The 25,905-nt window shown below is 38.9% G+C and carries 20 protein-coding genes; 10 read left to right on the forward strand and 10 right to left on the reverse strand.

Annotated features, from left to right (window positions below):
* Nucleotides 1-4 precede the first annotated feature (4 nt).
* The 3 genes from GGR21_RS05370 to GGR21_RS05380 form a co-directional block, all read right to left on the reverse strand.
* Nucleotides 5-625: a YIP1 family protein gene (locus GGR21_RS05370; protein ID WP_183306158.1), complete on the reverse strand. Its 621-nt coding sequence runs from the start codon at nt 623-625 to the stop codon at nt 5-7.
* Nucleotides 615-878, reverse strand: a complete 264-nt coding sequence (locus GGR21_RS05375; RefSeq protein WP_183306159.1) for a DUF2089 family protein — start codon at nt 876-878, stop codon at nt 615-617. Before GGR21_RS05375 ends, GGR21_RS05370 begins: the two co-directional genes overlap by 11 nt.
* A 168-nt stretch (nt 879-1,046) precedes the next feature.
* Nucleotides 1,047-2,780, reverse strand: coding sequence for a phosphoenolpyruvate carboxykinase (locus tag GGR21_RS05380; RefSeq protein WP_183306160.1), 1,734 nt, complete (start codon nt 2,778-2,780; stop codon nt 1,047-1,049).
* Between the two features lie 253 nt (nt 2,781-3,033).
* Here GGR21_RS05380 and GGR21_RS05385 point away from each other — a divergent pair, with 253 nt between their 5' ends.
* The gene (locus tag GGR21_RS05385; protein ID WP_183306161.1) at nt 3,034-4,092 is read left to right on the forward strand and encodes a class I fructose-bisphosphate aldolase; all 1,059 of its coding nucleotides are present in this window, start codon (nt 3,034-3,036) and stop codon (nt 4,090-4,092) included.
* A gap of 683 nt (nt 4,093-4,775) precedes the next feature.
* On the opposite strand, the gene GGR21_RS21120 is transcribed toward GGR21_RS05385, so the two are convergent.
* Nucleotides 4,776-5,183: a DUF3795 domain-containing protein gene (locus GGR21_RS21120; protein ID WP_183306162.1), complete on the reverse strand. Its 408-nt coding sequence runs from the start codon at nt 5,181-5,183 to the stop codon at nt 4,776-4,778.
* A 61-nt stretch (nt 5,184-5,244) separates the two neighbouring features.
* Here GGR21_RS21120 and GGR21_RS05395 point away from each other — a divergent pair, with 61 nt between their 5' ends.
* Nucleotides 5,245-5,913 carry an HD domain-containing protein gene (locus GGR21_RS05395; protein WP_183306163.1) on the forward strand — a complete coding sequence of 223 codons (669 nt, stop codon included), beginning with the start codon at nt 5,245-5,247 and terminating at the stop codon, nt 5,911-5,913.
* Between the two features lie 5 nt (nt 5,914-5,918).
* Here the strand turns inward: GGR21_RS05395 and GGR21_RS05400 are convergent, their stop codons facing one another.
* The 4 genes from GGR21_RS05400 to panB form a co-directional block, all read right to left on the reverse strand.
* A complete protein-coding gene (locus GGR21_RS05400) occupies nt 5,919-6,317 on the reverse strand; it encodes a hypothetical protein (protein WP_183306164.1) in 399 nt (132 codons plus the stop codon).
* 2 nt (nt 6,318-6,319) lie between these two features.
* The gene (locus GGR21_RS05405) at nt 6,320-7,051 is read right to left on the reverse strand and encodes a hypothetical protein (protein WP_183306165.1); all 732 of its coding nucleotides are present in this window, start codon (nt 7,049-7,051) and stop codon (nt 6,320-6,322) included.
* Nucleotides 7,048-9,120 carry a DNA topoisomerase 3 gene (locus tag GGR21_RS05410; protein ID WP_183306166.1) on the reverse strand — a complete coding sequence of 691 codons (2,073 nt, stop codon included), beginning with the start codon at nt 9,118-9,120 and terminating at the stop codon, nt 7,048-7,050. Before GGR21_RS05410 ends, GGR21_RS05405 begins: the two co-directional genes overlap by 4 nt.
* A gap of 331 nt (nt 9,121-9,451) precedes the next feature.
* Nucleotides 9,452-10,270, reverse strand: coding sequence for a 3-methyl-2-oxobutanoate hydroxymethyltransferase (panB, locus tag GGR21_RS05415; protein ID WP_183306167.1), 819 nt, complete (start codon nt 10,268-10,270; stop codon nt 9,452-9,454).
* Between the two features lie 263 nt (nt 10,271-10,533).
* On the opposite strand from panB, the gene mfd reads away from it, so the two are divergent.
* Nucleotides 10,534-13,860, forward strand: coding sequence for a transcription-repair coupling factor (mfd, locus tag GGR21_RS05420; protein ID WP_183306168.1), 3,327 nt, complete (start codon nt 10,534-10,536; stop codon nt 13,858-13,860).
* 224 nt (nt 13,861-14,084) lie between these two features.
* Here the strand turns inward: mfd and GGR21_RS05425 are convergent, their stop codons facing one another.
* Nucleotides 14,085-15,335 carry a hypothetical protein gene (locus tag GGR21_RS05425; protein ID WP_183306169.1) on the reverse strand — a complete coding sequence of 417 codons (1,251 nt, stop codon included), beginning with the start codon at nt 15,333-15,335 and terminating at the stop codon, nt 14,085-14,087.
* A 40-nt stretch (nt 15,336-15,375) separates the two neighbouring features.
* Nucleotides 15,376-18,102: a TonB-dependent receptor gene (locus tag GGR21_RS05430; protein ID WP_183306170.1), complete on the reverse strand. Its 2,727-nt coding sequence runs from the start codon at nt 18,100-18,102 to the stop codon at nt 15,376-15,378.
* A gap of 267 nt (nt 18,103-18,369) precedes the next feature.
* Between GGR21_RS05430 and GGR21_RS05435 the strand changes: the two genes are divergently transcribed.
* The 7 genes from GGR21_RS05435 to GGR21_RS05465 all read left to right on the forward strand — a co-directional run bounded on the left by GGR21_RS05435 (nt 18,370) and on the right by GGR21_RS05465 (nt 25,591).
* Nucleotides 18,370-18,939 (forward strand): hypothetical protein, encoded by a 570-nt coding sequence (locus tag GGR21_RS05435; RefSeq protein ID WP_183306171.1) that lies wholly within the window; start codon nt 18,370-18,372, stop codon nt 18,937-18,939.
* A complete protein-coding gene (locus tag GGR21_RS05440) occupies nt 18,902-20,290 on the forward strand; it encodes a TolC family protein (RefSeq protein WP_246347998.1) in 1,389 nt (462 codons plus the stop codon). Before GGR21_RS05435 ends, GGR21_RS05440 begins: the two co-directional genes overlap by 38 nt.
* An 11-nt stretch (nt 20,291-20,301) precedes the next feature.
* The gene (locus tag GGR21_RS05445; RefSeq protein WP_183306172.1) at nt 20,302-21,519 is read left to right on the forward strand and encodes an efflux RND transporter periplasmic adaptor subunit; all 1,218 of its coding nucleotides are present in this window, start codon (nt 20,302-20,304) and stop codon (nt 21,517-21,519) included.
* A gap of 124 nt (nt 21,520-21,643) precedes the next feature.
* Complete coding sequence (locus GGR21_RS05450) at nt 21,644-22,387, forward strand: ABC transporter ATP-binding protein (protein WP_183306173.1); 744 nt, start codon at nt 21,644-21,646, stop codon at nt 22,385-22,387.
* Between the two features lie 41 nt (nt 22,388-22,428).
* Nucleotides 22,429-23,649: an ABC transporter permease gene (locus tag GGR21_RS05455; protein WP_183306174.1), complete on the forward strand. Its 1,221-nt coding sequence runs from the start codon at nt 22,429-22,431 to the stop codon at nt 23,647-23,649.
* Nucleotides 23,650-23,765: 116 nt separating this feature from the next.
* Nucleotides 23,766-24,872, forward strand: a complete 1,107-nt coding sequence (locus GGR21_RS05460) for a sensor histidine kinase (protein ID WP_183306175.1) — start codon at nt 23,766-23,768, stop codon at nt 24,870-24,872.
* On the forward strand, nt 24,869-25,591 hold the full coding sequence (locus tag GGR21_RS05465; protein WP_183306176.1) for a LytR/AlgR family response regulator transcription factor: 723 nt from the start codon (nt 24,869-24,871) through the stop codon (nt 25,589-25,591). The genes GGR21_RS05460 and GGR21_RS05465 overlap by 4 nt, the downstream gene beginning before the upstream one ends.
* Nucleotides 25,592-25,905 lie beyond the last annotated feature (314 nt).

Below are 25,905 nucleotides of genomic sequence, written 5' to 3' on the forward strand. Positions count from 1 at the left end.
TGGTTTATTTTATTAGTGGTACAATCAGATAAATAGCTATTTTAGAAATAATTTCACTTACGAACAGGGCTAACCCGAAAGAAATCCAGGCAACTGCTCCTTTTAGGTTTGCCGATACAGAGTAAGCATTGTATTTTAAGATAACCGACCAGATAGTAAATACCATAAATATGATTGTACCAACAGTTAACGGTATTATATTTTCTTTGAGGTTTTCCATTATTGCAGCCATTGTCATAGTATTCATGTCTCCCATAGAAAAGTGGAGAAAAGGCATAAAACCGGCCAATGCTGCAAATATGAGGGGGATCTGAGAAAGAGCCATTGTTCCGGCAATATCAATCAGGCGTGTTTCTGATTTTGATGCTATGCGTGCTGTAATATAAAATACAATGGTAAGGATAAACCAGGTGGACAACTGGTAAAATGCATGGATTATATAAGGAGTCGACGCTTCTGGGTTTCCGAGATGGATGTCAATTATACCATCAAAATGGATATTGCTCAAATAACCCGCAACTGACAATATAGCAAGAACAATGATGCCAGATACTAAAGCCTTACTTCCTGCAATATAGGTAAATGGTCTGAATAACCATGTTACGAGAGTTGATTTATTTTTCATAGCTATTAAGTTTTTTAATTATATCATCTAATAAATTACGTACAGTAGGATAGCTTAAGCCCAGTTGCTTTGCCATATCTTTCAGGCTTCCGCTACTCTTTACAAACTTGAGGATAAAGTCTTGTTCTTCAACAGACATTTGTGCCAATACAGGGAGATCATAGAGGCCATGGACTTCGGTGCCACAGTTCTCGCATTTCAGGCTTTTTACTTTCAGTTGGTTTTGGCATGCCGGACAATTACATGGTAACATAATATTATTCTTTAATTTTTTACAAATATAAAAATAAAATTGAATAATATTAATAATAAAATAAATAATATTTAATCACAATTGAAAATAATTGAATATGTTGGATGAAAAATGCCCTCTGGCATAAGATACCAAAGGGCTTTATATTATGGTAAGTAAAGCTAATACTTATTCGTTGATCAGATCAAATAGTTCTTCTGCTGCTTCGCGAGGTCCGTCTTTTGTTTTACCGTCAATAGCCAGAGAAGTATGCATTTCTCCTATTTCTACTCCTGCATCCTTCATCTCCTTGAAATATGAGCGTACCAGTTTTTCAGTAGCTTCGCGTTCCTGTACAGGACCGAAAGGGTTAGCGAAATAGGATTTCACCAAGCCTTTTTCTGTTGTAGTACCTTTTGCTTTGCGGGCGCCATCTTCAAAAACAGAGATAGCCTTATCCAGATTGTCGTAGATCAGGATTTTCTTATCGGCTTCATTGTAATTGTTTGCATAGAGGAAATAGTCGATAGGATACCCCTTTGATATAACCTCGTATGTAGAGATCGGAATAGTTACACGGGCATTTACCTGATCCATATTTGTGTATACACCCTTGTCAAGCTGTTCGAAGGCATAAGCCGGGTCCAGGTCGTCGACACGGACAAAAGCCCCTATTTCTGTTCCGTATGCTTTGATTGTACCGTCTTCTTCTTTTTTCAGATAGCCCATATCGTCGAATATAACACGCATATGGCGAATATACTTTTCATTAAGAGTACGGAATGCTTCAAGGCTTTCAGATTTACCGGCACCACTGTCCCCTACTATAATAATGTTAGATTCTTTGCCGTTGCGAAGAACAATATTGACCATTGCTCCATGAATAGGTAAGCGCTTTTGTTCGATTTGCTTCACATTATGTAATGTAAGCAGCATTTTCTTCATATAGCCGAAATAGTCGATATCATCGCAATAATTTGCATAACCGATCAGTATATCATTCTTTTTGTCCTTATAATAGAATGTACGTTTTTCTTCGTAACCATCGGGATAACCGAACACGTATATCATGTCGGGTTTTTTCCCTATATATTCTGTTTCGGTAGCCATTTCAAACAGGTTTGAAACTCCTATTCCGTGTACCATAAAATCTTTATGGAAATATACGAAAGTAAGCATGTTACCGACCTTGGCAGGGAAGACAAACCAGTCGTCTTCGTTAAGAACTACGTTCAGTAACGGATTTTGCTGGTGTTCCTGGAATATACCATCGCGGGTATTACGTTTGGTATACGAAATATAAGGTGGTTGAAATACGACAGAGCTTATAAATGGTATAGAGGTTAGGCCTTTATATTCTATCGGACAGTTCCAGTTTACATCGTTAAGGGTAAGACCTGCGTTTGCCCCGGCTACCGACTGTCGATAGACACGGGATTCGCGCCCTACTACGGTTGCCTGTATACGGCGACCGGTAGAAAGGATAAGTTCGTTGAACATATCATTGGCCTGTATGAAGCGGACATTCTGAAGCCCGTCTCCTACCCTGTTGTTACGTACTATTGTATAGCGTTCCAACCTTTTCCAGTAGGCAAAGAGTACTTCTGTTACTTCGATGAAAAGATCCTTGTCTTCGAAGAATTTGGAATACTTATTATCAACAGCTACAACTTCCTCTATATTGAATACTGTCAGCAGTTTAAATACTTCGATCAAGGAATCTACAAGTTCATCTTCGCTACCAAAGTGATCGATATAGTAGTCGTAAATGACAACTTCTTCTTTTTTCAGTACTGTCTTTATAAAAGATTCTACCACACGCCTAAATCCGAAGCTATTAAGAAGTTTTTGCTTGGTATCGCAGTATTTTAGTGTGAAGTTGATCATTGCTCTTCCTCTCGAAAGGGTAAATTCATGTAGCATAATGTTCTATATATTGTTAAATTAATACAAAAGAGTTACTTCTTTTTGACAAACCAAGCAAAGATAACCAAATAAATTAACTTTTCAGTTATTTTGACACATTATAAATAAGGGCACTTTGTTAAATTATCTTTTACCTGAAGATTAATTAATATATTTTCAAAACTAAAGATAGACATGTTTTGTTTTAGTATGTAACAATAATTATATAAGAAATAAATCAAATTAAACTTATATATAAAATTTTAACATTATGGCAAATTCTAAGATTATTTCTATTCTGGGAGATCAGGCTGATTACCTGTTGGGACATGTGAGCAAAACGATAGATAAATCATTGATTCATGCACCGGAGCCGAATATTATCGATAATGTTTGGATAGACTCAGATAGAAATATACCGACATTAAACAATCTGCAAAGGCTTTTAGGGCATGGACGTCTGGCTAATACAGGTTATTTGTCCATCCTGCCTGTAGATCAGGATATAGAGCATTCCGCAGGAGCATCTTTTGCTCCTAATCCGATATATTTTGACTCAGAGAATATAGTGAAATTAGCCGTTGAAGCAGGTTGTAGTGCAGTTGCATCTACCTATGGCGTATTAGGGTCCGTAGCACGTAAGTATGCACATAAAATACCGTTCGTAGTAAAGATTAATCATAATGAGTTATTAACTTACCCTACTGCTTATGACCAGGTATTATTTGGTACAATAAAAGAGGCGTGGAATATGGGTGCTGCTGCTGTGGGGGCAACTATTTATTTCGGATCTGAACAAAGCCGCCGCCAGATTGTTGATATAGCCAAAGCATTTGAGTATGCTCACGAACTGGGAATGGCTACTATCCTGTGGTGTTATCTAAGGAACAGCGATTTCAAAAAGGATGGGACGGATTATCATACAGCTGCCGATCTTACCAGTCAGGCTAATCATATTGGGGTAACAATTAAAGCTGATATTGTTAAACAAAAGCTTCCAACAAATAATGGAGGTTTCAAAGCTATCAATTTCAGCAAATGGGATGAGCGCATGTATACCGAACTTTCATCAGATCATCCTATTGATCTATGCCGTTATCAGGTAGCGAATGGCTATATGGGTCGTGTAGGGCTTATCAATTCCGGGGGTGAATCGCATGGTGCTTCCGATCTGAAAGATGCTGTATACACTGCTGTTGTAAATAAGCGTGCCGGAGGTATGGGCTTGATTTGTGGACGTAAGGCATTCCAACGCCCCATGAAAGAAGGGGTAGAACTCATACATGCAATACAAGATGTATATTTAGACAAAGATATTAAGTTAGCGTGAGCTAAGTCTAGTGTTTTTTATTATAGTTGCTGGAGAATGTCCCTGTGCTTTTGTACAGGGCTTCTTTTTATTATTCATTTTCAAATATTCGATTAATTTTTGGCTGAATAAACCAAATACCTATGATTATAAACCAGAACATAAGAAAATAACCTATATAGTCTTCGGTAATAGCTGTATTATTGATTTCTATTGACTTCAGTGCTTTTGATATGAAATACATACAATAAAAAACACAAAACATCGAGAACAAATGTAATGGTAATACAATCAAAAATATTATAGGAAATATACCCAGCATCATTTCATTCATTTCTTGTATATTATTGATATTATAGAACATAATACTAAGAAGTATAAAGATAGATGAAATATATATTGTTGGAATGAAAAGGAATATCTTGAATTTATGTATACTCATATTCACATTTTCCGGAAGTTTCTTGTAAAGATTTGTTCCCAAGGCGTAATACCAACCAAAATAGAAAAGAATATATAAAATAAAATATACGAGAAATATTACAGGTATTGTAATGAATATAGCATCTGTATTAATATTTGCAATAACGCTATATACAATTAAGCAGATATAGATAATAAACGGCATAATATAAAGCATGCAAAACAATTGCCAATGCTTGATTTTAAGTAAAAATTTCATAGAAATAGATTTATTGATGTTATTAAACTAATTTTTTATTACATGTTGTACAAACGGTCTTATGCATACTCCTTATTTTGTTACAATGAGGACAAGTCCACTTTATTGATTCAGCTTTCATGAAAATTTTCGATCCGTTAACTTGAATATTTCGAAGATTCTCAATCAGGCTGATATGGTAATTCTGACTGTATCTCACATCCATTCGTCTAAGCCGGATACAGGGAAATTTTTCGCAATTGTAACAGAATCGGGTTCCTGTTTCTACTAGTTTTTCACAATTAGATATTCCACATGTAACGCAATGTTTCGGCTTATTCTCATTCAATCCGTTGCAACCTGGACATGGTTTACTGCTACGTAAATAAACGTAACAAACTCCACAATTGATTCCACATGGAGCAATCAGTTTTTCGTCCCAATTATTCATATCTAAAAAGATAAAGTTATCAAAATTTCTTATTTTTGCATACTTTTTTATAAGTTATAATATGAGCAGTAAAATTACATTCGACGATATAAAGGATTCTAAAGAGATACAAACATACATAAAGCAAGCGGATGCTTCGCTAAAAGCATTAGGATTTACGGAACACAGCTTTGCGCACGTAACCAAATGTGCAGAAGAAGCAGGTAAACTACTTCAGGAACTCGGTTACTCCGACCATGAAATAGAACTGGTTAAAATTGCCGCTTATATGCATGATATAGGCAATGTGATAAACCGGGTGAACCATGCGCAAAGCGGGGCTGTTATGGCCTTCCGTATTCTGGATAAGATGGGAATGGAACCAGAAGATACCGCCGCGATAATAACAGCTATCGGCAACCATGATGAGAAGGCGGCTTTCCCGGTAAATGCAGTTGCTGCAGCTGTAATTATAGCTGATAAAACGGATGTGCGCCGTAGTCGGGTACGCAACAAGGCAACTATTTATACCGATATCCACGACAGGGTAAATTATGCTGTGGAGAAGGCCGGATTGAAACTCAATAAAGACGAGAAAACCCTTACTCTTCACCTCTCTATCGACACAGGAATCTGCCCGGTAATGGAGTATTTCGAAATATTTATGGACAGGATGCTGTTATGTCGTAAAGCTGCGGATTTCTTTGGGCTTGCCTTTAAGTTGAATATAAATGGGACTGCATTGTTGTGATTAACTCAGATTTCTATTGGCTTAAAATCAAATGTTTCAAATATTTCATTAATGTCCAAATTACAATCCTTAGGTAAGTTTATAGTCGCTATTTTACCAAAATCTACTTGCCAATAACCTCCTGATTTCGTTATTTCCTCACCTAAAAGTTGATATTCCGATTCTTTAAATTGAGATGTGAGCTGAAAACGCTTTGTGATATATTCCGATTGTTTTATGATTCTTACTACTTCGTGTTTCTTTTCTGTATTAATTTTTGTCTCAAAAACAGTATCTAAAGTAAGTCGGCCGTCAATAATTTCATTTTGAATTGTTCGGAATATATTAGAGGAAATATGTTCTACTGATATTACCGTTGACGCCTCATTTTCAGAATTATGTATAGAAATCTCCACAACTTTCATAATTATTCATTACAATAATCAAATTCATTAATAGTCTTCCATCCTTTATCCTCATAATCAGGATTTACTGAGAATTCAGCCACGCCTATATCAAGATCTCCCGAGCAAGGAATACGGTATTGTCCCCATGCACATTTTTTTGATTTTCCGGTACGGTAGCTTTTCCATGTTCCAAGGTATTGATTGTTACAATAACCATCTGCATCAGCCATCAGGTCATCATAGAGCAGGTCATTGCTATTGTCCTTATACCAGTAAGATACCATTCGCCCCTTAAATTCACCGCTAGCAGACTGGCTTTTATCTTCCTGTAATGAAAAATCAGCGATAATATAACCTTGTTCTTTTACCTGTCCTTTCATTTCGTCATCGACACCGTAATAAAGTTGATCGAGCTTCCTTAATGCGCTGATCTTTATTATTCCGGTGAAATTGCATTCATTGTCCTTTACCCGGCTCTCTCCTTTTACGGAATATTCCGTGGCAGATATTTTTTCTATTTCGGTGAAGTATATGTAGAATCGTTGATAATCGTCACCAATATATCCCAGATAACAGGTACTGTTATCCATCAGGATATTGCTGAAGTTATAATTCTTCAGAGCAGTTAAGGGTAATGGTTTTGATTCTTCAGTAAGAATAATTTCATCTGTCCATGCCTTCGGATTACAGTTGTCCTGAGCATTTACAGGCAGGCTTAATATAAAGATCACAAATAAAAGCGACTTTTTCATTTATTCAGTATTTTAGACAGTTCTTCATCTGTAAGGTTTTCCCCCACTTCATCAAAAGATAACCTGAAAGTACAACCGGCTTTCCACTCTGAACATCCATAGGCAGACTTGCCTTTCAGTATTGTCCCTTTTTTACACAGCGGGCACACTAAAGATACTGTTGTTTTTTCTTTTATTGCTTTTTCCGCCTTCTTTTTTTCAGATGGTTTCTTTTCCTTTGGTGCTTTTTTCTTCGATTTTACGGCCTCCTCTTTCACTGCATCCACAATAGTAATGCTGCTGCCCCACTCGTTTTTCACATTGGTAACAATACCTGTCAGCATTTCTTTCAGTTCTTCTATAAACTGCCGAGGATCATATTCTCCCTTTTCTATCTGGCGAAGTTTCCTTTCCCAAATCCCGGTCAGTTCAGCGGATTTCAGCAATTCTTCTTTGATAGTGCCTATCAGTTCTACACCGGTTTGTGTCGCATACAGATTTTTACGCTCTTTGCGGATATAATTCCGTTTGAATAAGGTTTCGATGATAGCCGCACGAGTAGAGGGACGCCCTATCCCGTTTTCTTTCAAGGCATCTCGCAATTCATCATCATCTACCAGTTTCCCGGCTGTTTCCATTGCCCTTAGCAATGTGGCCTCGGTATAATATTTAGGAGGTTGTGTCCATTTCTCATTCAAAGCCGGTTCATGGGGGCCTTTTTCTCCTTTTGTAAATGCAGGAAGTATGCCGTCTTCTTCTTTTTCGGCATCATCTTCTTCCTGATTCTGATTTCCTGTATTGGCAGGTTTTTCGAAAACCACACGCCAGCCGGACTCCAGAATTTGCTTGCCACTAACCTTAAATTCTACTTTTGCAGCCTCACCTAAAACGGTAGTTGTGGATATTTTGCAATTAGGATAAAATGCTGCAATAAAGCGTCTTGTGATCAGATCGTAAACCTTCCGTTCATCACCTGATATATTATTTGCCCGCACGCCTGTTGGGATAATTGCATGGTGATCGGTTACTTTGCTATTATCGAAAACCTTCTTCGATTTTGGTATTTTAACTGCTAGTACAGGTTGCGTAAGTGTTTCATAACCGTAAAGCCCACGCAGTATAGCCGGAACTTTCGGATACATATCATCACTCAGATAAGTAGTATCCACGCGGGGATAAGTAGTCAGTTTTTTTTCGTATAACGATTGTATGGTTTTCAAAGTATCTTCGGCTGACATTGAAAATTTCTTGTTGCATTCCACCTGCAAGGCTGTGAGGTCAAATAATCGTGGCGCAAGTTCTTCACCTTTCTTTGTTGTGACATCGGTTACTTCAAATTCGGAACCTTTAATCTCCTCCAGAAATTTTTCACCTTCTTCTTTGGTTGTAAACCGGCCTTTTGTCGCCGAAAAGGTAGTATTCCGATAAATTGTTTTCAGTTCCCAGTAAGGCTCGGGGTTGAAGTTCTCTATTTCGAGTTGGCGGTTGACTATAAGGGCTAATGTAGGTGTTTGCACGCGCCCGATAGACAAAACGGATTTGTTTTGCCCGTATTTAACCGTATAAAGCCTTGTGGCGTTCATTCCCAATAGCCAGTCGCCAATGGCACGGGATAATCCTGCTTCATACAGTTTATCGAATACCGACTGGTCTTTCAGGTTACTGAAACCGTCTCGCATCGATTCTTCCGTCAGTGAGGATATCCACAAGCGCTTCACAGGGACTTTACACTGTGCCTTTTGCATTACCCAGCGCTGTATAAGTTCTCCTTCCTGTCCGGCATCACCGCAGTTTATTACTTCGTCGGCTTTTTCAATTAAGGATTCGATGACAGCGAACTGCTTTTTTACCCCGTCATTTTCTATCAGTTTGATACCGAAACGTGGCGGAATCATTGGAAGCACAGCTAAAGACCACGATTTCCATTGCGGAGAATACTCGTGTGGCTCTTTCAGTGTGCAGAAATGGCCGAAAGTCCATGTGACCTGATACCCATTCCCTTCGAAATATCCGTCACGGCGGGAATTGGCTCCCAATATGGCGGCTATTTCGCGGGCTACGCTTGGTTTTTCGGCTATGCAGACTTTCATATATTATATAAATGAAAAATTAAAAATATTTGTAATTGTTAAAACCTGACAAACCTGACATTTTTCTGGTTTCTTATAGGGGCAATCCCTTGTGGTTGCCCGAAAGTATAATAAGCGGGCAGGAACAAGCCACTGCCCCTACAAAACCTGACACATCTGACAGATTATTTCGCAAAGTCGCTAAGTTTAATTTTCCTTATTTGGCTCCGCCGATACTTTGCATTCATAATTTATAATTCATAACTCATAATTCTTAATTCCTTTATTTACATAGATAAAGTTTTTAAAGAAAAATGAAATTTATAACTGCTAATTCACAACTTATAACTATTTAATAACTTTCCTTTTCGTTCGGGAAATCCGCAGATTTCACATCTCTTATATATCCCTGTACAGCTTCGGTCATCACAGTGTGTAGGTCGGCATAACGGCGAAGGAATTTTGGTGAAAAACTCTTGTTTATACCCAGCATATCATGTACAACAAGTACCTGCCCGTCAGCATGTGGGCCTGCACCAATACCAATAATAGGTATAGTCAGTTGTTCAGCGATTTTCTTTGTCAATTCCGATGGTATTTTTTCCAAAACGATTCCAAAGCAGCCAATTTGCTGTAATAATAGAGCATCTTTTACAAGTTTGTCAGCTTCTGCGTCATCTTTTGCCCTTACGGCATAAGTGCCGTATTTGTTTATCGATTGCGGCATCAGTCCTAAGTGTCCCATTACAGGTATACCTGCATCTATTATTTTCTTTATATCGGCGGCGATTTCTTCTCCCCCCTCAATTTTAAGCGCGTCTGCCCCTGTTTCTTTCATCATACGGATAGCAGCATCCAACGACTTCAACGGATCGCCCGAAACAGTGCCAAATGGCATATCCACAGCCACAAGTGCCCTTTTTACAGCATTTGTCACCGAACGGCCGTGATAGATCATCTGATTGAGTGTCATCGGCAGAGTGGTAATATTACCTACCATCACATTCGATGCGGAATCTCCAACGAGGATAACATCCATTCCGGCCTGATCGATAATGGAAGCCATTGAATAATCATATGCAGTAAGCATTGATATTTTTTCGCCACGCTGTTTCATTTCTATCAGGCGGCTTGTGGTAACCTTCCGGTTGTCTTCGGTATATGTTGACATATTCTTTATGATTTGTTTGTTAATAATCCCGGCAAAGTTATAAAAAAGTAGTCAAAGGAGTTAAGTAGTCAGAATAGTTAAGTAGTTTTTTATCAATATTAAACTAATAACAGGTGGTATACAATATTTTACTAAACTACTAAGTAGCTTTGCTACTGATAACTACTTGACTACTTTGACTACTATATATTTCATGAATTATGGCATATTTTTTGATCAGTTTTTATTAATTTTGCACTTCTTATATTAAATAGGCTATCACATTGAAACTATCGACACTACAAGAGGCTTTTGAAACTCACAAGAATATATCTGTTGTTACAAATATATTAGGTAAGCATAAGAATATTTATGTAAAAGGATTGCAGGGATCTTCCTCTGCCATACTTGCCGCGGCATTATATCATAAATCGAACGATTGTTTCCTGTATGTACTTAACGATCTGGAAAGTGCCGGATATTTTTATCATGATCTCAATCAGATACTGGATTCCGAAAATGTGCTTTTCTTCCCTTCTGCTTATAAACGGGCTATCAAATACGGACAGATAGATGCTGCCAATGAAATTCTCAGGACTGAAGTATTGGGGAAGATCCAAACGAATGATAAACACCTGATCATTGTTTCATATCCTGAAGCTTTAGCAGAGAAAGTGGTTTCGAAGAGTATTCTTGAAAAGAATACGATACACATGAGGGTAAATGAAGAGATAGACCGGAACTTTGTTTCAGAAATGCTCGATTCATTCGGGTTCGAATATGTAGACTATGTATATGAACCGGGGCAATATGCTATCCGTGGTAGTATTCTCGACGTATTTTCTTTTTCGTACGAATTTCCCTTCCGTATTGACTTCTTTGGAGATGAAGTCAGTACGATACGTACTTTCGATATAGAAACACAGTTGTCTAAAGAAAAACTGCAACAGATACAGATAATTCCAGATATGCAGAAATCTGATCTGGACAGGGAATCTTTTCTTAAACTTATCCCGGAAAATACCATCATTGCATTTAAGGATTATGCCTGGGCCAGCGAGAAAGTAGAAGCTGTTTATGTTGATTCGACCATTCTTGACAATCCTGAATATGAAAAGGATGTACAGAATAAGCTAACGACAAGGGAAGAATATGATAACCTTGTAAAAAAATATAAACATTTACATTTCGGAGCGAGGGAACAAGGTGTAGCTGATGCTGTTGTTGAATTCAAGACAAATATTCAGCCTTCTTTCCACAAAAATTTCGATCTGATAAGTGAGACTTTTCATAAATATATTGACGATAATTATAAGATATACATACTCAGCGACAGTGAGAAGCAGCATAAACGCCTGCAATCAATATTTGAAGACAGGGAAGACAAAATCAATTTTGTTCCTGTGGAAAGAACCCTTTCCGCAGGTTTCATAGACGAAACGCTGAAAATATGTTGCTTTACCGACCATCAGTTATTCGACCGTTATCATAAATACAATCTGAAATCAGACAGGGTACGCTCGGGAAAATTCGCTTTATCCTTAAAAGAACTGCAACAATTCCAGATCGGGGACTATATTGTACATATCGACCATGGAGTCGGTCAGTTCGGTGGATTGGTACGTTCGGACATGAACGGAAAGATGCAGGAGTTGATAAAACTTATATATCTTAACAACGATACCATCTTTGTATCACTGCATTCGCTACATAAAATATCAAAGTACAGAGGCAAGGAAGGCGAACCTCCCCGCATCAATAAACTGGGTACCGGCGCATGGAATAATATAAAAGAACGTACCAAGAGCAAGGTTAAAGACATTGCCCGTGACCTGATACAACTCTATGCCAAACGACGTCAGGATAAAGGATTTAAGTTTTCTCCCGACTCATTCCTGCAGCACGAACTGGAGGCTTCATTCATTTATGAAGACACCCCTGATCAGTTCAAGGCTACTAATGATGTAAAACTGGATATGGAGAATGAAAAGCCCATGGATCGTCTTATTTGCGGTGACGTGGGTTTTGGGAAGACAGAAGTAGCCATACGTGGAGCATTTAAGGCTGTGGCCGATAATAAGCAGGTTGCTGTACTTGTTCCTACTACGGTACTTGCCTATCAGCATTTCCAGACATTTAAGGAGAGACTGAAAGATTTTCCGTGCCGGGTGGAATATATCAGCCGCGCCCGTAGTGCCGGAACAATAAAGGACGTACTGAATGATGTAAAAGAAGGTAAAGTCGATGTATTGATCGGCACACACAGGATTGTAAGCAAGGATGTACAATTCAAAGATTTAGGATTACTTGTTATAGACGAAGAGCAAAAATTCGGAGTAGCTGTAAAGGAAAAGTTGAAGCAAATGAAATCCAATGTAGATACATTGACAATGACAGCCACACCTATACCACGCACACTACAATTCTCATTGATGGGTGCCCGTGATCTGTCTTCGATAACAACACCTCCACCAAATCGTTATCCGATACAAACCGAAGTACATACATTCGATCCACGCATTATTCGTGAGGCTATCGAATTTGAAATGAGCCGCAACGGGCAGGTGTTTTTCATCAACAACCGTATAAAGAATATTTACGAGATAGAAGATATAATCCGCCGTGAAGTTCCTGATGCCCGTGTGGCTGTAGGCCACGGACAAATGGATCCCGCAAAACTGGAATCTACTATTATTGACTTCGTAAATCATGAATACGATGTATTGCTTGCCACAACTATCATAGAATCAGGCATAGACATACCCAATGCCAATACGATCATTGTAAACAATGCCCAGAATTTCGGATTGAGCGACCTGCACCAGCTCCGCGGGCGAGTGGGACGTAGTAATAAAAAGGCGTTTGCCTACCTGCTTGCTCCCCCACTCCATACGTTAACTCCCGAAGCCCGCAGACGGTTACAAGCCATAGAAAACTTTTCAGAGCTTGGACATGGATTTCATATCGCCATGCAGGATCTGGATATCCGTGGCGCCGGCAACCTGCTTGGAGCCGAACAAAGCGGCTTTATTGCCGACTTGGGATATGAAGTTTATCAGAAGATACTTACAGAGGCTGTAAATGAACTAAAGAATGACGAGTTTGCAGATATTTATCACAGCACCGAAGATGATGAAAAGATAGAGGGAGATAAATTTGTAGATGACGTGCAAATAGAGAGCGACCTCGAGCTTCTGTTCCCAGCAACATATATACCAAACGATTCGGAGCGTATCACCCTTTACCGGGAACTGGATAATATGTCCCGCGAAGAGGATATTTTTAAATTCAGGGAAAGGCTCGAAGACCGTTTCGGCAAAATCCCGGCAGAAGGGCGTGAACTGATTCAGGTAGTTCGTCTTCGTTCTCTGGCAAAAATACTGGGTATAGAAAAAGTTGTACTGAAAAGCGGGCGTATGAATCTGTTTCTGATATCAAATTCGGATTCACCTTATTATCAGTCTAAAGCATTCGATAAATTATTGGATTATATACAAAAATATCCACGCAATTGCGAACTTAAAGAACGAAATGGAAGACGATCGGTCGGCATCCAGCATGTCCCTAATGTAGAAACAGCCTGTATGGTACTATCGGAAATTATCGGATAGGGGGGTAAATCAAAAGAGCACCGGGGAGGCACTCTTTTTGTGTAGTTTGAGATAAGTGTGATAAGTTGGGGATCTAATTCATTCATTACAAAAATATCTGTTTCGATTGAGATATTTGTAAATATTTACAATTCCTAACCACAAGTTTTTTATTCAAGCATAAAAATAAAAACGGGCAGAGATAAAATCTCTGCCCATCTCATTGTTACACAGCGTGTTTTTTATTATAGTTGTCTAGTCCATCCAGCTGTCCAGTTGTTGTCGGCAGGTACAGCTCCTTTGTATTCGGCTTTTGTAAAGAAGCTATCAGAAGACAAATCTTTACCTCCGGCGACAGTGCCAACATATCCGTTTGTAAATGTAATGACCTGGTTTACTGCATTGCCTGTTTTATTTTCAAGGCCGAGTGCTGCATTGTTCTCATATTTAAATGCTTTGTCGGCATACAGATACTCTACAACAGATTTACCATCAAGGAAACTTTGTTCTGTCTGTGCAGTAGCTGTTGTCAGCGAATTAGTTTTGCCCTTTACCAAAACATTATACATTTTAACGTAAGTTCCTGCACGCAGGCGGATTCCTCTTTGTTGTTGGTTTGTATCATTATTCCCCACCAGAGTCAGATTGGCTATTGTAGGACAAGATATTGGAGTATTCGTAAAATTATCTTCTCGGTTATCTGCTTCAATAAGGCAATCACCTTTGGCTGTACCATCAGCTCCCGGAGCAGTCTGATCTTGTATAGCTACCCAGAACTGTCCTTTTCCTATCCATCCGTCTGTCCAGTCGAAAGAATCATCTTCACTCGCTGTAGAAACAAGATATTTTGCATTTACCGTACCGCCAAACCATTCGAAGCCATCGTCTGCTCCTTTATAAGTTTGTACATACTCTATAGTTGTTCCGTTACCTACACCATACATTGTAAGTCCATTCGACTCTTTTATTTCACTAAAAGCAAAACCCGTATATTCGAGGCGTACATATCTTAGTGTTCCCGAATTATCAGCCGGATTAGTTCCACCGAATACCACGTCTCCAATTTCAGATATACCCTTTCCTCCTGTCAGGTTTATAGGAGCTCTACCACATATGTGCAAGCCACCCCATGCCCCTGCTTTTTGTTCGGAAGATGTCATCACAATCGGCTTATCCTTTGTTCCGTTCGCTTCTATTTTACCACCCTGCTCTATTAGTATATAGTCCGGATTTCCACTCGAACGTGTAGCTACAATTGTTACGCCTTCTTCAATAATAAGCTTTCCACCGTCCTCTACATGGTATCCTTCTATCAGGTTATATGTATTGCCAGCCAATAAAGTACGCTCTCCTGTTAATGATCCTTTCAGTTCGAATTCGGTAGGATCGGTCTCTCCTGTTATTTTTTTATCATCGCTACTACAACCTATCGATATTGCAGCCACAGAACACATTGTTAAGATGTAAAATCCTAATTTTGAAAAATTCTTCTTCATAATAATTGTCATATTAAAAAATGGTTGATAATCTGTTTATTTAAAAATTCATTGAAAATCCGATCCCTAGCGATAAGCCTTTCTTATAGTATTCTACAACTTCATCCTTACCTGTTTCAGATATTTCCTGTGTAAATTTTTGCTTTTGGTTTATAAGGTTTTTTGCCTGTAATTTCAGTTTCATACGGGGATTGAAAGAATATCCTGCGACAAAATCGAGGGAATTAAATGATTCTTCGATCACATTATTCACACCGTTTATACCTACCGAGCTGATACGTGGTCCGCGCAGATTATATACGATAGAAAAGGAAGCCTCTCTTTCCTTTGTGAATTTAGGTGAATAATTTATATCAAGATTGAATAAATATGGAGAAGCTCCCTGTAGTTCACGTTTTTTATCTGTGTAGATTCCATCCTCGGGTAGTGATATATGCGTATAAATGTAGGATGCATTAAAATCTACCCTGACATCCTTTATCAAATATTTGCGGACTTCCAGTTCCGCACCGGCTACGGTGCCTTTGTCTACATTGTCGAAACTTTGCATTGCCGATCCTGAATATTTCTGAATACGTTCTATTGGAGTTTTCAGATGCTTATAGTATGCCGATAGGGAAAACATATCGCCCGAGGCCGGAAATATTTCATAGCGAAGGTCAAAATTGTAATTATAGCCATTTTCTATATTCTCATTACCCCTAACTGATGCCCCTCCATAAGATTCTTTGTATTCGAACGGAGCCATTTCGATAAATGAAGGACGGGTTATCGTACGCGAAAAACTTAATCGCAGGTTTTGCTTATCATTCAGGCTATACCGCAAATTAACGGCAGGAAAGAAGTCATCACTGTTAAGTTCGGCAAGCTTTTCTTGTCCTTTATCATCCCAGTAACGTACCCATTGCTCGGAATGTTCGTAGCGAACTCCGGCGGCAACCAATAATTTATCGACAGGATAATACTCCGCATCCACAAATACCGCATATATATCAGACCCTGCGAAATATTTATTACGTTTAGGAGCATTTTTTTCAATGGAAATAATTCCGTTTGCGATATTATTGTAATTCAGATAATTATCAGTGCTAAATATATCGTTTACATTAATATCAATGTTATCAATATTATAGTAATAATTAGTCGAATTGAAGTCGCGTGTTTTTTTACGTAACGATCCGCCCAGTCTTACAAAATCCTTATTTTCTTTGGCATCATTCAATACATATTTCAGCTTCAGATCACCGTTCCATTCGTCTTCGAACAATTCGCCGAAATAACGCATCGTCCCTTGCTGGTTTAGTTTAAATAAGGAATATTTGCCATCGTCATTTTTTGTATATACCACCTGTCTGCGATCTGGTTCGTCGCTCGTTGTACGGCCATATGACACCTGCCAGTCTGTATATATATTACTGAACTGATGCTTACCTGTTAATTGGCTGTTCAATAGTGTATACAGGTGATAAACACTATTACTGTTTTTTATTGCCACTCCCTCCGCATCATATCCGTCCCGTATCGAATAATTGTCTTCGCTATTGTTCACATACATTGCGTTGAGTGATATGATATCATTTTTCCTCAATGTATAACTCAACTGCCCTATGGCTGTCGCAGTAGTTTCATAGCTGTATTTATTGTAATTGAACATATCACGGACTACACCTTGCGCATTGACGGTGGACACATAAGCATCGTCGTATATAGTGTATGAGTTATCAAAATTGATGCCGAGCATCGCATTCAGTTTTTGCCCGCCGACATTCCATGAGTGGCCTATACCAAATTCGAGCCCCAGTTCGGGCAATCCTTTATTTTTACTGATGTTGAATGTCGTTTCGAAAGGATTATTATTGAGGATATATGTAGAAAATTCACCGGGTGTAAGGTCTTTTATATTACCTGACTGGTTAAACCCTTTGCTGATGCCAAAGAAAGGTATACCTACCCCACCTTTATCGGAAGAATAAAAGTCTTTGAATAGCGTATTTGTCTTTCCGCCGGTAGACACTCCCACGGTGATATAGTTATTCCCAATATTCTCTTTTGTTTCCACATCGATATGGGCTCCTGAATAATCCCCGAATACAGACGGCTGATATACTTTGCTTACAGTCACATTTTTTACGACAGATGTAGGAAATAAAGTCAGAGGAATAAGCTTATTATCAGGATTGGGCGAGGCGATGGGAAAACCGTTGAGTGATGTCATGCTGTAACGGTCTCCCAGTCCCCGCACAAAAACTTTAGTGTTGCCCTCCATAGATATTCCTGTTATTTTCTTTATCCCATCAGCGACTGTCGACAAGCCCTTATTCGACATTTCCCTTGCACCTAAATTTTCCACTGCCACAGTAGCTCTCCGCCGTTCCATCATCAGATTCATTTCCGACTCCATGTTCTTGCGGGCTACCACTATCACATCATTTAGATTTTGGGCAGCTTCTGTCATTGGTATATCCAGTATAGCCGGTTTATCTTTCTCTACGACTACATCTGTTATCTCCATTGGCTGATATGCGATGTAAGATGTTATCACAGTATATTTTCCCGGAGATACATTTAGTTGATAATTACCGTTCTCATCACTAATAGCTCCTAATGTTGTACCTTTTATGGAAATGGTTACTCCGGGAATAGTTTCTTTAGTTTTCGAATCCCTTACATTCCCTTTTATTATTGTCTGAGCAGACAATACATTTACCACCAGTATGAATATTGCAGTAAACAGAAATTTTAATACATAAATCTTGTTCTTAAACATAGTTTGATTCAATCTTTAATTATCCTTGAAATTCACATTGCAAATCACACTTATTTTTGTTACAGGCAAACTACGTATCTGATAAGCTTGAGTAAAGGAATTTTCTCTTTTTTATTACGTCAGGCTTAACATCGTTAAGAAATACCAGAGATTTGGGGGCTATTATGCCTCTCAAAACGGCTATACGTCGATAAAATCAACCTGTCTGTCGATTCTTATTGACCACTTGCGCAGAAGGGTATAATTTCGGTGTAAAATGAAAATAAAATGAAAACATTAGCAACAGTAATATTGTTATCAATAAGTATTAATCTGGTAGCACAACCTCCTATGGGAGGGGGCGGAGGTGGCAGACCACCGGGAGGTCCGGGTGGCGGGCGTCCTCCAATGCATAGTATGAATCAGCAGGAAGATAACTTTATTATAACCGGATTGCCGGATATTCAGGACTTGTCACTGAAACAACGGGAACAATTAAGTAAAGCTCTTTCAGATGAAAGAAAAGATGTTTCGAAGCTAATGAAAGAGAAACAGGAACTGGAAAGAGAAGCCCAGAATCCGGGACTAGCCAGTAAAGATCGGGTGAAAATGATGGAAAAGGCTGAAAAGACAGATGATAAAATAAGGAAGAAAGAAGAAAAATACGATAAAAAAATACGTAAAATTCTTTCTGACGAACAATACTTGCAATTTAAAGAAAAGAAGAATGAAATCCGTTTCCTGGATCAAAGAAGACCTAACGGGCAAAGACAACGTCCCGATGGTAAAGACAGGCAGGATCGTCCGATGACACCTCCTGATGAGCCTATGGGCGGAATGGGTGAAGATATGTTTTAAACAAGAGAAGAATACTTTTATGCACACACAAGGTATAATAAAGTTGTTTGGTTTTATAGTTTTCACAGTAGCCGGACTAACGTTCCCGGCTACTGCCTTTTCACAAAGAGTGTGGACTTTGAAAGATTGCATCGATTATGCCCGTAAGGAAAATATTCAGGTAAAGAAATCGAGCATTACAGCAGAATCGTATAAAGTCGATCTGTCGCAATCGAAAGCCGAATTGTTTCCTTCATTGAGTGGTAGTATAACGGGCAGATATACGAATTCCAAATCACAGGAAAAAAATTACCAGTACGAAGGTTTATTTAATGGTCAATATGCTATCAGTGCCAGTTGGACATTATATAATGGTGGTAAGAACAGGAATAACATCAAACAGGCCCAATTGCAAAAAGACGCGCAGGACCTGACTACCGAATATACCCGGAACGAACTGGAAATATCAATTACTCAGGCTTATCTGCAAATACTTTACAGCAGGGAATCTATCAAAAACAATGAGAATATACTGGCTTCGTCAGAAGAGCAGCTAAAACAGACCAAAGATTTTCTTGATGCGGGTAGTATAACCCGTAGTGAATATGCACAGGTAGAAGCGCAATACAGTTCAGACAAATACAATCTGATACAAGCGCAAAGTTCGTATGATAATTACAAATTGCAATTGAAATTGTTACTTGAATTGGATTATGACAAAGATATAGACCTGGAGTTCCCTGTCATTGATGATAACGATGTTTTACAGTTCATTCCTTCAAAATATGAGGTGTATAAACGAGCTTTAGCTATCATGCCGGAAGTTGCCAATAGCAAATTGAATATACAGATCGCTGATCTGAATAAAAAGAATGCCAAAGCCGGTTACCTGCCGACAGTATCGCTGACAGGAAGCCTTGGAACAGGGAATATATTCAACAATTCACCTTCATTCGGCACACAGATCAATCATAATTTTAATCAAAGTATAGGTGTTACTGTAAGTATTCCTATATTCGACAATAAGAGTAACAGTTCGAATGTAAAAAGAGCCGATTTACAGATACAAACAGCCCAATTAGATTTATTGGATACCGAAAAAACGTTGCAGCGTACTATCGAAAGCCTGTACCAGGATGCCGTATCGGGGCAAAGCAAATATAATGCGGCTAAGGACAAGCTTAATTCGGCCCTACTTAGCTATGAACTTGTGCAGGAACAATACGCCCTCGGCATGCGCAATACAGTGGAATTGACTACCGAGAAAAATAATTATGCCAATGCGCTTCAGGATCTGTTGCAAGCTAAATATACAGCACTGATTAGTGTGAAGTTATTGAATTTCTATCAAGGACAAGATATTACTTTATAAAGAATAAGGAGATGAATAAAAAAGTAAAAAAATACCTGATCATTATTGCTTCGGTGGTTATCGTTGCAGCTCTGGCGTACTGGCTATTGCCGTCGAATAGAAAAACATCTATTACTTTAACAACAGCTAAAGTTGAAAAGGGTAATATCTCAACATCGGTCACAGCTACAGGGACAGTAGAACCCATAACACTAGTCGAAGTAGGTACACAGGTTTCGGGTGTTATATCTAAAATATATGTCGATTTCAATTCGGAAGTAAAGGCCGGACAAATACTTGCCGAACTGGATAAGAGACTTTTATCTTCGGAATTGGAAAATGCGAATGCGACCCTTCAGTCAAGACAAGTGGATCTTGATCTGCAGAAAAAGAATTACGATCGGCAGAAAATGCTTTGGGAAAAACAAGCGATAAGTAAGGTTGATTGGGAAAATGCCGAATCCACTTATAAAACCGCACAGCTTGCGGTTACTTCATCCAGAGCAGCTGTGTTGAAAGCGGAAACAAATCTGGGGTATGCAACCATTACTTCTACGATTGACGGAGTAGTAGTGTCAAGAGCCGTAGAGGAAGGACAGACTGTTGCCGCATCGTTCAGTACTCCTACCCTTTTCACTATTGCCAACGACCTGACTAAAATGCGTGTGATTGCCAATGTGGACGAAGCCGATATAGGTGGAGTGAAAGAAGGACAACGTGTTTCCTTTAATGTTGATGCTTTTCCCGATGACCAATTCGAAGGAAAAGTTGTGCAAGTAAGACTGGAAGCGACAACGACATCTAATGTAGTAACATATGAAGTAGTGATTGATGCTCCCAATCCCGATCTGAAACTTAAACCCGGGCTTACCGCCAATGTATATATTTATACGCTCGAAGAAAATGATGTGCTGACTGTTCCTTCCAAAGCCTTGCGTTTTAATCCAGATCCTGATATAATAAAACAAATAGAAGGGTTAAGTATGGATGATAAACCTGCTGCTATAAACCCTGATGAGAAGAATAAAAAGGTAGTTTGGGTCAAATCCGGGAATGTTATTACAGCGAAACAGATCACTACCGGAGTTACCGATGGGGTAAATATTGAAATTAAAGATGGTATTGCTGCCGGAGAAGAGGTCGTGACAGGCATTGCTCAAAAAACAGATAGCCCTGCACCTGAAGCAAACGGATCGAACGGAGAATCAAGCCCGTTCATGCCTCAGCGTCCCGGTGCGAAAAAGAAATAAATATACTGTGTTTTTTACTGAGAAAATACTGGTAAGGTGCCCGTTAGTATTACAAATCCCTTATTCATAACTGCAATAACCCAACCGAACCGGTATTTTCTCAGTTTCACTAATGATACACGATATGACAAAGGAAATAATACGGGTAGAAAATATAAAACGAGACTATGTAGTTGGTGAAGAAGTCGTGCATGCCCTGCGTGGTGTCGACTTTACCATACATGAAGGCGAGTTTGTAACCATTATGGGAACAAGCGGCTCGGGGAAATCTACCTTATTAAATATTATAGGATGCCTTGATACTCCTACTGAAGGTGAATATTTTCTTGACGGGACATCTGTCCGCAAAATGGGGAAGAACGACAGGGCTACTTTGCGCAACCGCAAAATAGGTTTTATATTTCAGTCATATAACCTGTTAGCAAAGACAACAGCTGTGGAAAATGTTGAGTTACCATTAATGTATAATCCCGATATATCATCAAAGGAACGACACGAAAGAGCTATTAAAGCATTGCAGGATGTAGGTTTGGGCGACAGGTTGAATCACAAGTCGAACCAAATGTCGGGAGGCCAGATGCAACGTGTGGCCATAGCCCGGGCTTTGGTAAACGAGCCTGTGATTATTCTGGCCGACGAAGCTACAGGGAATCTCGACACTCGTACGTCGTTCGAAATATTGTCGTTAATGCAACGTCTGCATGCGGAAGGCCGCACCATTATATTTGTTACTCACAATCCTGAAATATCTGCATTCAGCAGTCGCAATATAGTTATTCGCGATGGGCGTATTAAGGAGGATAAGGTGAATAATAATATCCAATCGGCCAAAGAATATCTGGCAAAACTACCTAAGGAAGATAATTAAAAAGCAGTCGGTGAAGTCACGGAGTTAAAGTAGTAAGAATAATGAATATAACTAATCTGTTCAAAATAGCACTCAAAGCCCTTAGTGGTAATAAATTCAGAGGATTTCTTACCATGCTGGGAATTATCATAGGGGTGGCTGCCGTTATCTGTATGCTCGCCATAGGCCAAGGTTCTAAAAAGAGTATACAAGACCAGATATCTACCATGGGTTCAAATATGATAAACATACGCCCCGGAACAGGCCAGTTTGGAGGAGTACGCCAAAGTTCATCGAGTATGCAGACTCTCAAGCTTGAAGATTATGAGGCCATTGTAAACAATGCAGAGTATATTACCGCCGCAACACCCGAAGTGCAATCTTCGGGACAGGTGATCTTTGGGGCAAATAATGCACCGACTTCCATTTACGGAGCCAATCCGTCTTATCTCGATATACGTAAATATAGCATTGCACAAGGTGAAATGTTTGATGAACAGGATGTAAAAACATCGGCTAAAGTATGTATCATTGGACAAACTGTTGTAGAAAACCTGTTCACTAATGGAGAAGACCCCGTGGGACAAACAATCCGTTTCAATAAAATACCGTTCAGAGTAATCGGGGTATTGACATCTAAGGGAGATAACACAATGGGTATGGACCAGGACGATCTGGTGATTGCACCCTATACTACTGTGCAGAAACGTATTCTGGCCATTACATACATACAATCTATAGCAGTTTCGGCCGTAACGGAAGATGCTACAGAAGATGCCATAGCCAGTATTGAAAGTATTCTTCGCCAGCAGCATAAGATAGGACCTAACGATGAAGATGATTTCAATGTACGATCCCAGAAGGAACTTATCTCAATGATGAGTTCTACTACCGATATGATGACAGTCCTGTTAGCTTGTATAGCCGGGATATCACTTCTTGTAGGTGGGATTGGCATCATGAATATAATGTATGTATCTGTAACCGAACGCACAAGAGAAATTGGTCTGCGTATGTCTATCGGGGCAAAAGGGATAGATATACTAATGCAGTTCCTTATCGAAGCTATTCTGTTGAGTGTGACAGGTGGTATTATCGGAGTAATATTGGGAGTAGGCAGTTCTTATGTAGTTAATAAAGTTTTGGCATGGCCTATCGACATACAGGTGTATACCATTGCTTTATCATTTATTGTATGTACGGCGACAGGTATATTCTTCGGCTGGTATCCTGCAAAGAAAGCGGCGAAACTGGATCCGATAGAAGCTTTGAGATATGAGTGATAAAAAATTATAAATTATAAGTTATGAGTTATAAATGAAAAAAGTGAAGAATGCGACAAATCACAGCTTATAACTTATAACTCTTTTCTTACCTTTGTTATACGATTCGATTGATTATGAAAAACTTTATCAAGATATTTCCGCATATAATTATCTGGGCCATTATTCTCATTGTGCCTGTATATCTCATTTCCAGAGAGGGAACTATAGATTATAAGCCGTATTTGAATTATGTATTGCAGATAGGGGTGTTTGTGATTTTGTTCTATGCGAATTATTTATATCTGATTGATAAATTCTTCTTTAATAAGAAATTTCTTCTGTACATATTAATTAATATAGGTCTTATTGTAGTTTCTGTAATTATTCGCTATTATATATCCGAATCGATGCGCCCTATTCCTATGGATATGCCTGGAATGGATATAAGAATAGATGATATGAATATGGAAGGCCGTCCTCCTAAATTTGAAGGTCATCGCCGTCCGGTAGGACCTCCTTTCTTTATGCGGATGATATTCGATTATGTTTCTATTATCTTCGTCATAGGGCTAAGTGTGGCCATTAAAACGACAGCCCGCTGGTACAGGGATTCAATCAATCTGGAACAAGCGAAAACTGTGCAGCTGGAAGCAGATCTCAGAAATCTAAAAAGTCAGTTGAATCCGCATTTCCTGTTCAATACACTTAATAATATATATTCGCTTATAGCTGTTAATCAGGATCGTGCACAAGAAGCTATTCATCGGTTGAGTAATCTTCTCCGGTATGTGATGTATGATAATAATGAAAAATTTGTACCGATGGACAAGGAACTGGAATTCACCCGTAACTATATTGACCTGATGAAACTTCGCCTTAGTCCCGAGGTTAAACTAAATGTCACTATTGATGGCAATGGCAGCAGGGATCTGATTGCTTCACTTATGTTTATGACACTGATTGAGAATGCATTTAAGCATGGTATCAATAGCGGGAAAGACAGTTTTATTAATATAAGTATACTGGTAGACTCAGGGAAAGGGGTTCTCTGCACTGTTGAAAACAGTACATTTGAAAAAGAAAAAAATATGGAGTCACGCACAGGTATTGGTCTGACCAATTTATCCAAAAGGCTCGAACTATTATATCCCGACAAATATGAATTTGTTACAGAAAAGCGGATTGATAGCTTTTTTGCCTTATTAAGGATAGATTTCGGTAAACAAAAAGAATTGTCATGAAACTGAAATGCATAATTATAGATGATGAACCTCTGGCCATTGACCTGTTGAGAACCTATGTGGACAGAACTCCCTATCTGGAACTGGTCGCCACTTTCAATAATGCGCCGTCAGCAATGGAAGCCATAGGCAGCAATCATGTCGATATCTTATTTCTCGATATAAATATGCCCCAGATTACAGGCCTGGAATTTTCAAGAACCATCCCCTCCTCCACCCGGATAATATTCACTACAGCCTATGATCAGTATGCTGTGGAAGGCTTCAGGCTCAACGCACTCGATTATTTGCTGAAGCCGATCAATTATACTGAATTTTTGCAAGCTGCAAACAAGGCTTTGGAATGGTTTAAATTAACATCTGAAAAGAATAGCACGGACGAAAATACAATATCAGGCTCCAGTATCTTTATTAAATCGGGATACCGGATTGAAAAAGTAGATTTTGAAAACATTCTATATATCGAAAATCAAAAAGATTACGTAAAATTTCATCTGGAGAATGAAAAAGAGCCGGTCAGTTCTCTTATGAGTATGCAATCACTGGAAGAGAAACTGCCTTCAAAGCTTTTTATGAGGGTACACCGTTCATTTATTGTTAATCTGGATAAGATTAAGACCATTGAGCGTAACTGCATCGTTTTTGGCAAAGAATATATCCCTGTATCTGAATCTTATAAAGCTAAATTTATGGAATTTCTGAATAAGAATTTCTTTTAAAATTTCTGTCTGCGACTTCTGTTTTTTCTAATTTATGCCAATTAGCAGTTGAAATTATTATAATTGTAAAAAATAATCGTTCAATATTACTAATGCGCCATCGAAGATTGCTTGTGTTCCTTTTGCCCAAAGCCGCAAAAGGAACCAAAAACGCTTTTGCGCCATCTTCTTCCGACGGATGCCCCGTACGCTCAGCTAATGGCGCTGGCTGACGCACGATAAGGCTGATTAGAAGAAACTCTCGGGCGCATTGCGGCTCCGGCATCATGTCCGCAGCAGGGGCACCCACCCTGCGAAAGCAGCGTGAAACTAAA

This window comes from Dysgonomonas hofstadii, assembly GCF_014196915.1.
GTDB classification, from domain to species: Bacteria; Bacteroidota; Bacteroidia; order Bacteroidales; family Dysgonomonadaceae; genus Dysgonomonas; species Dysgonomonas hofstadii.

Bases quoted from the DNA above. Each gene is read 5' to 3' on its own strand.
- GGR21_RS05370 (WP_183306158.1), bottom strand. From the start codon at position 625: ATGAAAAATAAATCAACTCTCGTAACATGGTTATTCAGACCATTTACC.
- GGR21_RS05375 (WP_183306159.1), bottom strand. From the start codon at position 878: ATGTTACCATGTAATTGTCCGGCATGCCAAAACCAACTGAAAGTAAAA.
- GGR21_RS05380 (WP_183306160.1), bottom strand. From the start codon at position 2,780: ATGCTACATGAATTTACCCTTTCGAGAGGAAGAGCAATGATCAACTTC.
- GGR21_RS05385 (WP_183306161.1), top strand. From the start codon at position 3,034: ATGGCAAATTCTAAGATTATTTCTATTCTGGGAGATCAGGCTGATTAC.
- GGR21_RS21120 (WP_183306162.1), bottom strand. From the start codon at position 5,183: ATGAATAATTGGGACGAAAAACTGATTGCTCCATGTGGAATCAATTGT.
- GGR21_RS05395 (WP_183306163.1), top strand. From the start codon at position 5,245: ATGAGCAGTAAAATTACATTCGACGATATAAAGGATTCTAAAGAGATA.
- GGR21_RS05400 (WP_183306164.1), bottom strand. From the start codon at position 6,317: ATGAAAGTTGTGGAGATTTCTATACATAATTCTGAAAATGAGGCGTCA.
- GGR21_RS05405 (WP_183306165.1), bottom strand. From the start codon at position 7,051: ATGAAAAAGTCGCTTTTATTTGTGATCTTTATATTAAGCCTGCCTGTA.
- GGR21_RS05410 (WP_183306166.1), bottom strand. From the start codon at position 9,120: ATGAAAGTCTGCATAGCCGAAAAACCAAGCGTAGCCCGCGAAATAGCC.
- panB (WP_183306167.1), bottom strand. From the start codon at position 10,270: ATGTCAACATATACCGAAGACAACCGGAAGGTTACCACAAGCCGCCTG.
- GGR21_RS05425 (WP_183306169.1), bottom strand. From the start codon at position 15,335: ATGAAGAAGAATTTTTCAAAATTAGGATTTTACATCTTAACAATGTGT.
- GGR21_RS05430 (WP_183306170.1), bottom strand. From the start codon at position 18,102: ATGTTTAAGAACAAGATTTATGTATTAAAATTTCTGTTTACTGCAATA.
- GGR21_RS05435 (WP_183306171.1), top strand. From the start codon at position 18,370: ATGAAAACATTAGCAACAGTAATATTGTTATCAATAAGTATTAATCTG.
- GGR21_RS05440 (WP_246347998.1), top strand. From the start codon at position 18,902: ATGAGCCTATGGGCGGAATGGGTGAAGATATGTTTTAAACAAGAGAAG.
- GGR21_RS05445 (WP_183306172.1), top strand. From the start codon at position 20,302: ATGAATAAAAAAGTAAAAAAATACCTGATCATTATTGCTTCGGTGGTT.
- GGR21_RS05450 (WP_183306173.1), top strand. From the start codon at position 21,644: ATGACAAAGGAAATAATACGGGTAGAAAATATAAAACGAGACTATGTA.
- GGR21_RS05455 (WP_183306174.1), top strand. From the start codon at position 22,429: ATGAATATAACTAATCTGTTCAAAATAGCACTCAAAGCCCTTAGTGGT.
- GGR21_RS05460 (WP_183306175.1), top strand. From the start codon at position 23,766: ATGAAAAACTTTATCAAGATATTTCCGCATATAATTATCTGGGCCATT.
- GGR21_RS05465 (WP_183306176.1), top strand. From the start codon at position 24,869: ATGAAACTGAAATGCATAATTATAGATGATGAACCTCTGGCCATTGAC.